Genomic DNA, 13517 nt, shown 5'->3' on the forward strand with positions numbered 1-13517 from the left:
AACTGAGACCTTCTCGCTAGCGAGAACCAACGAAGAACAAGGTGGATGAGTGAGTAAGAAAGTAACCAACCCGAACCAGAAATCAAGCGCGGGCTTTATCGGTGCCATCGTCGCGGTGCTGGTCATCGTGGTAGCAGTGATTGCGTATATCGTCATCGCTGGACAGGGTGCGAAAGCAGAGAAATTTGCCAATTGGGAGATCAAGCAAGTTTCTGCAGAAACGAGTTTTGACGGCAACACCCTGACGTTTGGTGATGCCGACAAGGCCCCACACGTTGATCTGTATGAGGATTTCTCCTGCCCACACTGCGCACACTTGGCAGAAGCCACGGATGCTGAGGCTCTGGAAGAAATCAACGCTGGAAACCTGGCCGTATCGATTCACCCTATGACTTTCCTGGACAACCAGGGCGACGGTCATTCCACCCAGGCAGTTGCCGCTCTGCTGGCATTAGCAGAGCATGACGACGTCAACGCCCTGTGGAACCTGCGTGAAGCTATGTTCGAAAACCAGCAGGATATTGCCCGTAGCTGGGGCCCTGATGATTTCGCTGATGCGGCCGCGCAGATGGAAGCATCTGACGAGGCTGTCGAGGACATTCGCAATGGCAAGTTCCTAGAGAAGGCCCGCGAAGCTGGCGAGGCCAATGGGAAAGACTTGGAATCCAAGGTGGGTCGCGTTTCCACCCCACGCGTTCTGATGGATGGCAAAGACTTGGAAGTGGACGACATCAACGACTGGGTGAAGGTCGCTGTTGGGTCCAAGTAATATGCTGCGCGCTAAGAACAGTGCGGATCTCGAAAGCTAGCACAGCTTCACAGACACCTCTCGCACTCCGCCTGGGGTAGAAGAGAATCTTCCGAAAACCTATGCTGAGCGCGGGATTTGTTTGCGCATAAGGTGAAAGTGTAAACTCAACATTCGTTGAACAGACCGCGAAAAACAACTGATCATCGCTGTGAGTTTCAATCTGGGGCTATGGCGCAGCTGGTAGCGCACCACACTGGCAGTGTGGGGGTCACGGGTTCGAGTCCCGTTAGCTCCACTTTTTGTATTTCCCCTGGTCGTTAATGGCCTGGGGTTTTGCTGTATCTACGCTGGTTATTCGGGGTATTCTTGTTTGTGTAAAACAGACTGTAGGGGACCGGCATCGACTTATATTCGACACAATGGAGACACGTTTTTCGGTCGTGATGCCACTCATGGCAGGTAGCAATAGCCGGTTTGGACAGATACGGAAAGCGGCAGCTAATCAGCCGAGCAGGGGTCTGTTGTGTTACCGGCACACATTGTAAGTTCGTGCGTGGACGAGACTCCTCAGGAATCATGGAGGTCAAAAACCAATGCTTCAGTTAAAGAAGCAGCTATGCGCCGCTGTTATTTTTCTTTCTGGTCTTAGTGCAGCCATTTTTGGGGTGCTAGCGTTGGCAGGAAGGATAGGCGGCGTGTGGCCAGTGGGTATTTCGTTGCTTGTTTTCTTTTGCGCGGAATGGGTCTATAGCCAAATAGCGAACGCGCAGAAGAGCTAAGCGAGCGGCGATAGCAAGGCGATAGCAATAGTAAAGCTAACTATCGCGGATCCAATCCAGGCAGAGGCGCCGGAATTTTGCGCTATGCTTTTAGCGCCGTTGCAGAGTAATCGGCAAGCTACTCCAGCCGCCGACCGGGTGCTCATCGCGTTCTGCGCCTGCCTGCGAACTCGCCTTCACGGTGGCTACTGCGAGCAGCTCCTCGACAAAAGCGCCGATTTCTACCATCGACAGATCTTTGCCGGGGCACGCATGTGGCCCGGTGCCCCAGACCAGATTCTTCTCGGCATTCGCCTCTGGATCGAAGCCGTCTGGGTCGGCAAATGTCTCCGGGTCACGGTTTGCAGCAGTCCAGTGCAAATACACTCGCTGGCCTTCGTCGACTTGCTTGCCACCCACCGTTGCTGGGCGGGTGGTGACCCGCCGGTTAGAAACAAACGGATCGTCAATGCGCAAGATCTCGTCGACAAGCGCCACCAGCTCCTCGGAAGACACGCCGGAGCGGATGCGCTCTTGTACGGCGGTGTTATTTGCGAGCGCGTGCAACAGAACTCCCACGCATTTCGCCATCGAACCAAGATCACCGCCGGTCCAGTTGCGTAGGATGGACACGATCTCTTCGAATTCCAACTCGCGGCCCAAACTGGTGTCATTGATCAAGCGGTAGGTCACGCAATCCTGCCCGGCAGCACGAACCTCACCGACGACCTCGTTGATGATCTCGTCGTATTCTTGGGCCACTCGGGCGGTGCGGTGCTGCTGTCCAGAGCGAGTGGCGGCCGCGTTTTTCTCCACCCATTCCTTCATCCGGGGCTCAATCGCACGTGGCCATCCCAGCCATGCGACCATGGCGCGCACCGCAAAATCGTAGCCCAAATCTTGCACGGCATCGACGCTTACTTCATCCCCGGCAGCGGGGGCGTCGGCAAGATATCCGTCGATGACCTCGCGGGCCACCCGGTGAAAATCTGCGCTGTAACGAGCAACCTCGTCGGCATTTAGGTAGTTATCCAGCAAGCGTCGGAAAGCGCTGTGCTTGTCGCCATCCAGCCCGTTCGGGATCTGTAAATAACGCGAGACCGCGGAGCTAAAGGTTTCGGCATCCTGGGCGACGCGGGTGGCTTCTGCGTGGCCGACAACGACGATATCTCCGGCGTCGTCATGCACAATCGGGCAGCCATGGGCATGGACGTCGTGGGAATAAGCCAACGGATCACGCCCGGCCGGGTCGGAAGTGCGAATGTCTAGCTTGTCAGGGGAAGAAGGTAGTTTTTCAGACACAATTTCGAGGTTAACAGAAATTTTTCTGTTGAAATAAGAAATGTGAAATAGAAAATTCTGGCCAATAGCAGTAGGGCAAACCGCTAAACTGGAGGCATGAAAAAGACTGCTAGTTCGAACAAAAGCGCCGGAAAAAGCAGTGCACGCAAGCTGGCTTCGGAACCCATCGGAGGTGGCCGCGGAAAACGGAGCCTACTGTTTTTCCTGCCTGCGATTTGGTTAGGCCTGATCATCGGCATTTCCCTGATCGAGGCACCGCTGAAATTCACCGCCCCAGGGATTACGATTCCACTGGGGCTGGGCATTGGCCGACGGGTGTTTTTCGCGATGAACATCGTCGAGGTCATCCTGGCCGTCGTACTCATTACGACGCTGGTGCGGCTGCTGGGGCGGCCGTCGCGGCAGAAACTCTGGGGCCTGGGCATCGCGATTAGCGTGGTGCTGGCGATCAAAATTCTGGTGATTCGCCCGATCCTCAATATCCGTACCGATGCCGTGCTGGCCGGAAATTTTGCAGGTGGCTCGACCACGCACTATTTCTACGTTGCTGCTGATGCTGCGTTGTTTATTTTGCTGATCACGTTCATGGTGGTAGTTACTCGCCGGTTGCTGCCGAAAAACCCGCAGGCTCTGGGCTAGCTGTTGTTAGTGGGGTCGCCCCGTCGGCGAGCTAGCACCGAGCTTCTCCCACTAGTTCGCGTCGTCTTTCGTGATCCGGTCGTCTTTCTCAGCCCTGCCGTCCGTATTGCTGAGTCCATGGGCGTCGTCCATGGTGTGCAAACGTGCCTTCTTCCGCTTGGATTTCAGCCACATCGTGAAAAACATGTAACCCAATAACGCGAAGGTAATCCAGGTGACATAGCGCTCGATGGTCACCAAGGTTTCGCGCACCGTGGCACCAAAAGTTAGGCCCAAATAGACGTAGAAGCATTTCAGGGCGATGGCATAGACCAGCACATACGTACCGATAACCCAGCCTTTGGTGCGTTTGATACCGGCGATGACCACAATGATCGTCGCAGGGATCGGGGAAAATGGGATAAACGACAGCAACAAACAAAAACCAGGGTGCCGGTAGATGAAATTCTCCAGCTTCCGGAACCACAACGGCGGGTGCCCCATGAACGAATAATCGATAAACATCGGGCCCCAGCGTTTGCCGATGAGATAAAACAGCGGCAGGAATTTCACCATGCTTACGGCTGCAACCAGCACTGCAGCGACGATAAGTCCGACGTTATCTTCGTTTTCTGCCGTGAGCGCCAGCACTGACAAACTCGATCCACTGAGCACCGTGTATACGAAGGTGTAATCGATCAGCAACACTGCGCGGAACGGCAACAGCGCAAGGCCGTAGATTCCAGAGGCTGCCAGCAGACCCCACAGAATCCAGTCGAAGCGCTCGAAATTGCGCATGAAACTGGGCAGTTCTTGCTGCCAGGAATCTGTGTCCGTGCTGTCCTTACCGGTGTGATTCGCATCCGCGGTTCCATCGCTCATATCGATCTTTTATAGCACCATTATCGTTTTATAGTGCTGGGATTCACGCCTGTTGCTGTTTGGCACCGCGCGTATCATCGGCTGATATGACACAAACATTCGTGAAACGCCCGAATGAATACCGTGCCGCCGAGGCAGAAGCGGCCGGCTTACGCTGGTTGGCCGAGGCCAGTGAATGCGTGCCAGCAGTGGTGTCACTGAATTCAGAACGCAACGAATTAGAGACCGCCTACGTGGAATCAGCTGCGCCTACCCCGGAGGTAGCTCGCCGAGCGGGCCGTGAGTTAGCCCGTATTCACGGCGCTGGAGCCCCGGCTTTTGGCGCACCACCCCAAGGCTGGGATGGGCCGAACTATATCGGCACCGAACAGCAAGAATGCACCCCGAGCGATCAGTGGGGCGAGTTTTATACCCGCCAACGCGTGGAGCCTTTCGCACAGGCGGCTCACCGGGCAGGCAATCTTGCCGACGACGAACTAGCCGAGGTTATGCGCGCCTGCGAAGCCATTCGTGCTACCGAATGGAATCTGCGGCCCGCCCGCATCCACGGCGATTTATGGACGGGCAACCTGCTGTTTGGCACTGACGGTCCCGTGTTCATCGATCCCGCAGCCCACGGTGGGCACCCGCAGACTGATCTGGCGATGCTGGATCTATTCGGGGCCCCGCATTTCGACGAAATCATCGCCGGCTACCACGAGGTATCCCCGTTGCCGAAAAATTGGCGCGAACTTATTCCGATGCACCAGCTGCACCCGCTGGCAGTACACAACCTGACCCACGGCCCTGCGTATGCGGGCCCGTTACAGCGCGCGGCACAGGCAACCTTGCGGATTCTGGGTTAATACTAGGCTAATTCTCCGTTAACCCTGGTCTAATTCTGGGCCTAGCCGCGCCACCAGTCGTCGGCAAGCGTGGCTGGTAAATGCCGCTTGTGCTGGCCTGCGTCCCACAACTGTTCGATCCGTGCAGCAGCTTCGGCGCTGACCTCGCGGCCCTCCAGATAATCGTCGATCTCGGAATACCGCAGACCCAGCGCTTCTTCGTCGGGAAGGCCCGGGCGGTCGTCTTCCAGATCCGCCGTCGGAACCTTCTGCCAGGTCGCTTCTGGGGCGCCGAGGTGTTGCAGAAGTGCCGCCCCCTGACGTTTATTCAGCCCAGCCAGCGGCAGAACATCCGCAGCACCATCGCCAAACTTGGTGAAAAACCCGGTGACGTTTTCCGCGGCGTGATCAGTGCCAATCACCAATAAACCGCGTGCGCCAGCGACGGCGTATTGCGCGATCATGCGTTGCCGAGCTTTCACGTTGCCGCGGTTGAAATCGCTCAAACTAGTCTCACCAACTGCCGCCGCGGCCGCCTGGTCTAGGGCAGTGGTGGCGGGAGCAATATCGATGCTGGCGGTGTGATCAGCCTGGATGAATTCCAGTGCTAGCTGGGCATCGGCGTCGTCATGCTGGTGGCCGTGCGGCAGGCGCAGCGCCCAAAATTCCACCTGGTGGCCTTTTGTGCGGTTGCCTTCCGTCCGCATTTTTTCTACCGCCAACTGCGCCAAGCGCCCTGCCAGAGTGGAATCCTGCCCGCCGGAAATGCCGAGCGCGAAACCGTGCGCGCCGGTGGTTTGCAGGTATTCGACGAGGAAGCCAACGCGCCGGGAAATTTCTTCTTCTGGATCGATTAAGGGCTTCACACCCAGGGCTTTTATGATTGATTCTTGCTTATTGCTGGGGTTTTTCGGCATGGTTTTAGCCTAGTCGCCTGACACAATGTGTGTTTGTGAAAATGACCGAGAATAACCAGACTAGTGCGCGCGATATTTCCAGCGCGCAGACTGCCGAGACCCGCCGCTACGTAAAAATGGTCGCTGCATTCGCGGCCATTGGTGGCCTGCTCTTTGGCTATGACACCGGCGTGATGTCTGGAGCACTGCTGTATATCAGCCCGGAATTTGGCATGTCTGCCGCCGAAGAGGGCCGCGTAACGGCCATGCTGTTGGTCGGAGCGGCCATCGGTGCGTTGCTCGGCGGGCGAGTGGCGGACTGGTGGGGCAGGCGCATGACGCTGATCATCAACGGCGTGATCTTTTGTGCTGGGTCCATCTGGTGCGCGATGGCGGGTTCAGTTAATGAATTGGCGACCGCCCGCACATTCTTGGGGGTGGCGGTTGGCGCGGTCTCCATCGTGGTGCCGATGTATATCGCAGAAAAAGTTCCCGCCGCGGTGCGCGGGCGCATGGTCTCGCTGAATACGCTGATGATCGTCGTCGGCCAGCTGCTGGCTTACTTGGTCAACTCCGCATTGGCACCGACGGGCAATTGGCACTTGATGCTGGGCATGGCCGCGATTCCAGGTGCGATGCTGACTGCCGGCATGATCTTTTTGTCGGATACCCCCGTCTGGTTGGCGCGCCGGGGCCGTACCGAACAAGCCCGTGCGGTAGCTGCCCGGGCGGGCATGTCGCTGGAAGAACTGTCCATAGTCGTCGAAGCCGAGCAACACGATGCAGGCACAGGTGGCGTGCCGGAAAGCGCGGCTGCCGGACACGCGAAGACGTCCGAGGAATTCCAAGCATTCAAGAAGCTGCGGTGGGTGCGCGTGACCATTTTATTGGCGATGTTCATCGGTGTGACGCAGCAGATCACTGGGGTCAATGCCGTGATTTATTTCGCCCCGACGATGATGAGCGAGGTCGGCATCTCGACGACCAACGCGGTTTATACCTCCATCGTCATTGGTGTGGTCTCGGTGATTGCATGTTGGGTCGGGCTGAAAATCATTGACGTCGTTGGCCGTAAACGCTTGCTGACGTGGGGGTTGACCGGAAATATCGTCTCGTTGCTGATATTGGCGGTGACTTATTCGCTTGCCGACGGCAACACCACCTGGGCGCTGATCTCGTTGGGCATGATGGCCGTGTTTATTGCCTTCCAGCAGGCGGCGGTCTCGCCGACGACCTGGCTGTTGATCTCCGAGATCGTGCCTGTGCAGGCTCGCGGACTGGGCATGGGTATTGCCGGTTTGGCGCTGTGGGTAGCCAACTGGGCCGTCGCGCAGTTCTTCTTGCCATTGACGGAGGTCTTGAGTGGATCTGGAACCTTCGTCGCCTTCGCCATGCTGGGCGTGGTGGCGCTGGGCTTTGTTCGGGTCTTCATTCCGGAGACCATGGGCCGCAGCCTGGAAGAAGTCGGTGAAGTGATGGAGAAACGGTGGGATTTGGGAAAACAGGTGTGAGATAGGTAGACTGTCAGCTTGTGTTATGGTCACTGCTTTTGGGTGGCCACTGATAATTATTGTCTACACGCTGTGTAGTAGCCGCGTACAGAAAGGAGCGCCCGATGAAGGTCCGCAAGTCGCTTCGGTCGCTGAAGAGGAAACCGGGCGCCCAGGTTATCCGCCGCCACGGTAAAACCTTCGTGATCAACAAGAAAGATCCACGCTTCAAGGCACGTCAGGGCTAATTCACCTGGGTTTCTTCTGAAGCTTTATGCAAGCCGCCGTCTCACTCGGAATAGAGTGGGTCGGCGGTTTTTGCTCTACCTCCATAGCCCCGGAGCCCGTTGTCTCTGTGCGGGGCTCAGTCCTGGTTTCGCTCCCATGAGAAGTTTCCACAATTTGTTCACAGTCTTGTCACATCCTGTGAAATTACATCCTTGTATAACGATTTGATAACGCTCTGGTGGGGCATCCTGGGAAAATGCTGGCGATGGCCGGATGGGGGGTTCTTGACGGCAGCGGGAATTGTCTGGGGCGAGCTAGATGTGGGGGCTGTGAAAATCACCAGCAGGGGATTCCACAGTTGTAACTACTACATATAGTGTTATTGCGCCGATTCGCCACAAAGTATAGTGTCGATGAGGTCGAAGCGAGCCGCAGCGCTTGCCTCACAAACCGCACAATCAAAGAATTAAGTACTAGAATTTTTCGCCCACTCGCGTACTGACAAGGAAGTCTCTCCCATGGCAATCACCGTTTACTCCAAGCCAGCTTGCATGCAGTGCACCATGACCAAAAAGAAGCTGGACGCTCTCAACCTGGATTACGACGTTGTCGATATCTCCATGGATGATGAAGCCCGCGACTACATCATGGCACTGGGCTACTTGCAGGCCCCAGTTGTGGAGGCAGAAGGCGAGCACTGGTCCGGATTCCGGCCAGAGCGTTTGAGCGCACTGGCTGAGACCGTAGCCACCGCGTCTGCCTAGACCGCGCTTAGGGTGCTCCGCGCGTAGCGCCTGACAAGCACCACCTGTAATAACTTCATATTCCCCCTCTCCCATAGACCGCAGAGACAGGAGTAAGGCCCACGATGTTGATCGTGTACTTTTCTTCCACGACGGAAAACACCAAGCGATTCGTCGACAAGCTAGGCTATCGCTCCAAACGCATTCCGCTGCGCCCGGCACAAGAAGGTCACCTCAGTGTCGATGAGCCGTTCGTGCTGGTGTGCCCAACCTATGGGGGAGGGGTTTCGTTGACTCGAGGCACCGCCAAGCCGGTTCCGCCGCAGGTCATTAAATTCTTGAATGATCCGGACAACCGCAAATATTTGCGTGCTGTCATCTCTGGTGGCAACAGCAACTTCGGTGCCGATTACGGCAAAGCAGGAGACATCATTGCTGCCAAGTGCAACGTGCCGTATGTCTACCGCTTCGAACTCATGGGCACCGCAGAAGACGTGGAGCTCGTCCGGCAAGGCCTAGATAACAACGCCCACCGGCTTGGCTTAGTAGAAGGTCTCGCATCCTAACTTCATATACACCCTCCAGTTACACACACTGAGTAATTGCACGCTCGTGCAACAGGACCAACAAGCAGGACAACAAGCAGGAAGGTTTTCCGTGACCACTCACGTCGGCAGAACCGTCGCCGAACCCGTCAACACCGATCAGCAGCTCGACTACCATGCGCTGAACGCGTTGCTGAACCTTTATGACGAAAACGGACAGATCCAGTTCGATAAGGACCGCGAAGCGGCGAACCAATACTTCATCCAGCACGTCAACCAGAACACCGTGTTCTTTCATGACCTGGAAGAAAAAATTGATTACTTGGTAGACAACGCCTATTACGACCCGGCTGTGATCGAGCAGTATGACTTCGAGTTCATCAAATCGCTGTTCAAGCAGGCCTATGGATACAAATTCCGTTTCCAGACTTTTTTGGGCGCCTACAAGTACTACACCAGCTATACGCTGAAGACATTTGACGGTCGTCGTTACCTGGAGCGTTTTGAAGACCGCGTATCCATGACCGCGCTGTTTCTTGCCGACGGCGACGAGGAGATTGCCAAGGCCATGGTCGATGAGATCATGTCGGGGCGTTTTCAGCCGGCCACCCCGACGTTTTTGAATGCAGGCAAGGCCCAGCGCGGTGAGCTGGTTTCGTGCTTCTTGCTGCGTATCGAAGACAATATGGAATCGATCGGCCGTTCCATCAACTCCGCCCTGCAGCTGTCCAAGCGCGGCGGAGGCGTGGCGCTGCTGCTGTCGAACGTTCGCGAATCCGGCGCACCGATCAAGCACATTGAGAACCAGTCTTCCGGTGTGATCCCAGTGATGAAGCTGTTGGAAGACGCGTTTTCCTACGCCAACCAGCTCGGCGCACGCCAGGGGGCGGGTGCAGTGTACCTCAACGCACACCACCCTGACATTCTGTCGTTTTTGGACACCAAGCGCGAAAACGCGGACGAGAAAATCCGCATCAAGACGCTGTCCGTCGGCGTGGTGATTCCCGATATCACCTTCGAGCTGGCTAAGCGCAATGAGGACATGTATTTGTTCTCGCCGTATGACGTCGAACGTGTCTACGGTAAACCGTTCGCGGATATCTCGATTACCGAGCACTACGAAGACATGGTTGAAGACCCGCGCATCCGCAAGTCCAAGATCAATGCGCGCCACCTGTTCCAGACCATCGCTGAGCTGCAGTTTGAGTCCGGTTACCCGTATATCATGTTTGAAGATACGGTCAACCGTGCGAACCCGGTCAAGACCGGTCGGATCAACATGTCCAACTTGTGCTCGGAAATTCTGCAGGTTAACAGCCCCTCGGTGCTGAATGCCGATCTGACGTATGATTCCATCGGCCACGATATTTCCTGCAACCTTGGTTCGCTGAATATCGCGAAAGCCATGGACTCGCAGGATTTCGAGAAGACCATCGAGATGGCTATCCGCGCGTTGACCGCGGTGGCTGATAAGACCTCCATCGATTCCGTACCGTCTGTGCGCGAGGGCAACAACAGCTCGCACGCCATCGGCCTGGGGCAGATGAACCTGCACGGCTACTTGGGCCGCGAGCACATCTACTATGGCTCCGAAGAAGCACTGGATTTCACCAACGCGTATTTCGCGTCCGTCATGTATGCCTGCCTGAAGGCGTCGAACAAGCTAGCGCGTGAACGTGGCGAGTACTTCGCGGAATTCCCAGAATCTGACTACGCCAGTGGCGTTTTCTTCGACAGCTACGACCCGGCGGAGTTTGCTCCAAAGACCGACAAGGTCAAAGAGCTTTTCGCGAACTCGTCGATCACCACCCCGAGCGCGGAGGATTGGGCACAGCTGAAGCACGACGTCGCCAAGCATGGCTTGTACAACCGTAACTTGCAGGCAGTGCCGCCGACAGGCTCGATTTCCTACATCAACAACTCGACGTCGTCGATCCACCCGATCGCGTCGAAGATTGAGATCCGCAAGGAAGGCAAAGTCGGCCGTGTGTATTACCCGGCGCCGCACATGGATAACGATAACCAAGAGTACTTCCAGGACTCCTACGAAATCGGCTACGAAAAGATCATCGACACCTACGCCGCGGCGACGAAGTACGTGGACCAAGGCCTGTCGTTGACGCTGTTCTTTACCGATACCGTGACCACGCGTGATATCAACAAAGCGCAGATTTATGCATGGCGCAAGGGCATCAAGACGCTGTACTACATCCGGCTACGCCAGCAAGCACTGGAAGGCACCGAGGTCGAAGGTTGCGTTTCCTGCATGCTGTAAGGCTTGCCCTCGCCGCAGTAGCAGGTCGGATAGTGGCCTAGCTGCTGGTTCGCGGGTCTGCTGGTTTACGGGTTATTCCAGCGAACGCGCCACCTCGTGCAGTAACGCGTGCGAGGTGCGTTCGGCGTGGATGCCGTCGCCGTCGCTGACGTATTGGGCCAACTCCTGGTGCAGATCCAGGGTGTTGGCCACTGGTTTATCAGAATCCACACCAAAAACGGTCTTGCCGCTGTGGACCGCAAAAAATACCGGGACGAGCGCTGCGAACATTTCATTGCCGGACGCCTGCAAAAGCAGCGAATGGAAGCGAAGATCCGTTTCCAAAAACTCTGCAGCAGAGTCGTGCTCAGAGTCTTGCTCTGTGCCCGTTTCTGTGCTCGTTTTTGAGCCCGCTTCGGCGGGCTTGTTCGCTAACTGCAGTAACCGTTCGGCTAATTCTAGGATTTCTGCGCGCTGCTCGGCACTCGCGTGCTCGGCGGCTTGCCGTGCTGCAACCGGTTCTATCGCCATGCGGAGTTCGTTGAGTGAAGACAACTGTGCGCCCCGCTGATTGGAAGCTGCCAACCGCCACCTGATCACCGCAGGATCAAACAAAGCCCAGTGCTGCTGTTCCAGCACCGTGATGCCGACCCGCCTGCCGGATTCCACCAGCCCGACATGTTCGAGTGCCCGCATGGTTTCCCGAGCCACGGTGCGTGAAATTCCAAAGCGTTCACAGATGGACTGCAGCGTGAAGTGCGAACCTACGGCGTGTTCACCGGCGACTATTTCCCGACCGAGTTCATCAAAGACCGAGCCCAGCAGTGGGGTGGGAGCAGTCGCACCGTGGGGATGGGTCGGCGAGGTCACAGGTGATTTGCCTTTCATCGTTGTGGTTTGGCTGGTGGTGGTTGGCTGGGAGTTCGTCACGGAGGCGAGCAACCGGCTAGATTAGTAAGGAGAGATTGGGCTCGTGCACCCGTAGTATTCGAGCCCAATTTTACTGCACACATCCGCGACGGAGGAAGGGCTCCCATGGCTCCTGGTACTGCGCATATTGACCCGAACAAGCCGGTCAAAGCCATCAACTGGAACACTATCCCGGACGATAAGGATCAGGAAGTCTGGGATCGACTGACCGGTAACTTCTGGTTGCCAGAAAAGGTTCCGGTATCCAACGATATTCCGACGTGGAAGACGCTGACGGAAAAAGAAAAAGAGACCACCATGCGGGTCTTTACCGGCTTGACGCTGCTGGACACCATCCAAGGCACCGTTGGTGCGGTGAGCATGCTGCCGGATTGCCAAACGCAGCATGAAGAAGCCGTGATGACGAATATCGCGTTCATGGAATCGGTGCACGCGAAATCGTATTCCAATATCTTCATGACGTTGGCTCCGACGCCGATGATCAATGACGCGTTCCGGTGGTCGGAAGAAAACGAGCGTTTGCAGCGCAAGGCACGCATCGTGTTGGACTACTACCACGGCGATGATCCGGACAAGCGCAAGGTCGCTTCGACGATCCTGGAATCGTTCTTGTTTTATTCCGGGTTCTACTTGCCCATGTATTGGTCCTCGCGTGCGAAGCTGACGAACACCGCGGATATCATCCGGTTGATCATTCGCGACGAGGCCGTACACGGTTATTACATTGGCTATAAGTACCAGCAGTCGGTGAAAAAGCAATCGCCAGAGCGTCAGGAAGAGCTCAAGAACTACACCTTCGAGCTTCTTTATGAGCTCTACGAAAACGAGATGCAGTACACCGAGGATCTTTACGACGAGCTCGGTTGGACCGAAGACGTCAAGCGTTTCTTGCGCTACAACGCGAACAAGGCGCTGAATAACCTCGGTTACGAGGGCATGTTCCCGGCTGATGAGACTCGCGTGTCCCCAGAAATCTTGTCGGCGTTGGCGCCGAATGCCGACGAAAACCACGATTTCTTCTCCGGCTCCGGTTCCTCTTATGTCATGGGCAAAGCGGAGCTGACAACCGACGACGATTGGGATTTCTAAGACCCGTCGAAAGTTTGACACCAACCGGGGGAACGGATTAGTTCCGGAAAGTCGAACTTTTCACACAAACCTCAACAGTCACAGTGGGGTGGCTCACGGAGCATGTGCTTCAGACCTAGCCACCTGACCCGGTATGGCTGGTGGGGTTTTTCGCGTTCTCGCACTTAAGCAGTCTATAGGGACAATAACCGTGGCGGTGGGGGAGTA

General features: G+C 56.2%; 13 protein-coding genes and 1 tRNA gene. 10 read left to right on the top strand and 4 right to left on the bottom strand.

Going from position 1 to position 13517, the window contains the following annotated elements:
• Positions 1 to 49: 49 nt before the first annotated feature.
• Together ACP8MI_RS02115 and ACP8MI_RS02120 are read left to right on the top strand one after the other, a co-directional pair.
• Positions 50 to 769 (top strand): DsbA family protein, encoded by a 720-nt coding sequence (locus ACP8MI_RS02115; protein WP_018120855.1) that lies wholly within the window; start codon positions 50 to 52, stop codon positions 767 to 769.
• A 204-nt stretch (positions 770 to 973) separates the two neighbouring features.
• Positions 974 to 1046: transfer RNA gene (locus tag ACP8MI_RS02120), tRNA-Ala, on the top strand.
• A gap of 574 nt (positions 1047 to 1620) precedes the next feature.
• Here the strand turns inward: ACP8MI_RS02120 and ACP8MI_RS02125 are convergent.
• Positions 1621 to 2811: a cytochrome P450 gene (locus ACP8MI_RS02125; protein ID WP_018120857.1), complete on the bottom strand. Its 1191-nt coding sequence runs from the start codon at positions 2809 to 2811 to the stop codon at positions 1621 to 1623.
• A 96-nt stretch (positions 2812 to 2907) separates the two neighbouring features.
• On the opposite strand from ACP8MI_RS02125, the gene ACP8MI_RS02130 reads away from it, so the two are divergent.
• Positions 2908 to 3450 carry a hypothetical protein gene (locus ACP8MI_RS02130; RefSeq protein WP_018120858.1) on the top strand — a complete coding sequence of 181 codons (543 nt, stop codon included), beginning with the start codon at positions 2908 to 2910 and terminating at the stop codon, positions 3448 to 3450.
• Between the two features lie 51 nt (positions 3451 to 3501).
• Here the strand turns inward: ACP8MI_RS02130 and ACP8MI_RS02135 are convergent, their stop codons facing one another.
• Positions 3502 to 4311 (bottom strand): SNARE-associated domain-containing protein, encoded by an 810-nt coding sequence (locus tag ACP8MI_RS02135; protein ID WP_018120859.1) that lies wholly within the window; start codon positions 4309 to 4311, stop codon positions 3502 to 3504.
• A 41-nt stretch (positions 4312 to 4352) separates the two neighbouring features.
• Here ACP8MI_RS02135 and ACP8MI_RS02140 point away from each other — a divergent pair, with 41 nt between their 5' ends.
• A complete protein-coding gene (locus tag ACP8MI_RS02140) occupies positions 4353 to 5156 on the top strand; it encodes a fructosamine kinase family protein (protein ID WP_337891686.1) in 804 nt (267 codons plus the stop codon).
• 41 nt (positions 5157 to 5197) lie between these two features.
• On the opposite strand, the gene nadE is transcribed toward ACP8MI_RS02140, so the two are convergent.
• Complete coding sequence (nadE, locus tag ACP8MI_RS02145; protein ID WP_126844602.1) at positions 5198 to 6052, bottom strand: NAD(+) synthase; 855 nt, start codon at positions 6050 to 6052, stop codon at positions 5198 to 5200.
• 41 nt (positions 6053 to 6093) lie between these two features.
• Here nadE and ACP8MI_RS02150 point away from each other — a divergent pair, with 41 nt between their 5' ends.
• The 5 genes from ACP8MI_RS02150 to nrdE all read left to right on the top strand — a co-directional run bounded on the left by ACP8MI_RS02150 (position 6094) and on the right by nrdE (position 11312).
• Positions 6094 to 7542, top strand: a complete 1449-nt coding sequence (locus tag ACP8MI_RS02150; protein ID WP_284789566.1) for a sugar porter family MFS transporter — start codon at positions 6094 to 6096, stop codon at positions 7540 to 7542.
• 104 nt (positions 7543 to 7646) lie between these two features.
• A complete protein-coding gene (gene ykgO, locus ACP8MI_RS02155; protein WP_018120863.1) occupies positions 7647 to 7769 on the top strand; it encodes a type B 50S ribosomal protein L36 in 123 nt (40 codons plus the stop codon).
• A gap of 498 nt (positions 7770 to 8267) precedes the next feature.
• Positions 8268 to 8513 (top strand): glutaredoxin-like protein NrdH, encoded by a 246-nt coding sequence (gene nrdH / locus ACP8MI_RS02160; RefSeq protein WP_026167934.1) that lies wholly within the window; start codon positions 8268 to 8270, stop codon positions 8511 to 8513.
• 104 nt (positions 8514 to 8617) lie between these two features.
• Complete coding sequence (gene nrdI, locus ACP8MI_RS02165) at positions 8618 to 9058, top strand: class Ib ribonucleoside-diphosphate reductase assembly flavoprotein NrdI (RefSeq protein WP_018120866.1); 441 nt, start codon at positions 8618 to 8620, stop codon at positions 9056 to 9058.
• Positions 9059 to 9149: 91 nt separating this feature from the next.
• The gene (gene nrdE / locus ACP8MI_RS02170; protein ID WP_049167445.1) at positions 9150 to 11312 is read left to right on the top strand and encodes a class 1b ribonucleoside-diphosphate reductase subunit alpha; all 2163 of its coding nucleotides are present in this window, start codon (positions 9150 to 9152) and stop codon (positions 11310 to 11312) included.
• 72 nt (positions 11313 to 11384) lie between these two features.
• On the opposite strand, the gene ACP8MI_RS02175 is transcribed toward nrdE, so the two are convergent.
• Positions 11385 to 12179: a FadR/GntR family transcriptional regulator gene (locus ACP8MI_RS02175; RefSeq protein WP_049167446.1), complete on the bottom strand. Its 795-nt coding sequence runs from the start codon at positions 12177 to 12179 to the stop codon at positions 11385 to 11387.
• Positions 12180 to 12326: 147 nt separating this feature from the next.
• Between ACP8MI_RS02175 and nrdF the strand changes: the two genes are divergently transcribed.
• A complete protein-coding gene (gene nrdF, locus ACP8MI_RS02180) occupies positions 12327 to 13310 on the top strand; it encodes a class 1b ribonucleoside-diphosphate reductase subunit beta (RefSeq protein WP_018120869.1) in 984 nt (327 codons plus the stop codon).
• Positions 13311 to 13517 lie beyond the last annotated feature (207 nt).

This window comes from Corynebacterium sp. LaCa_70, assembly GCF_058182015.1.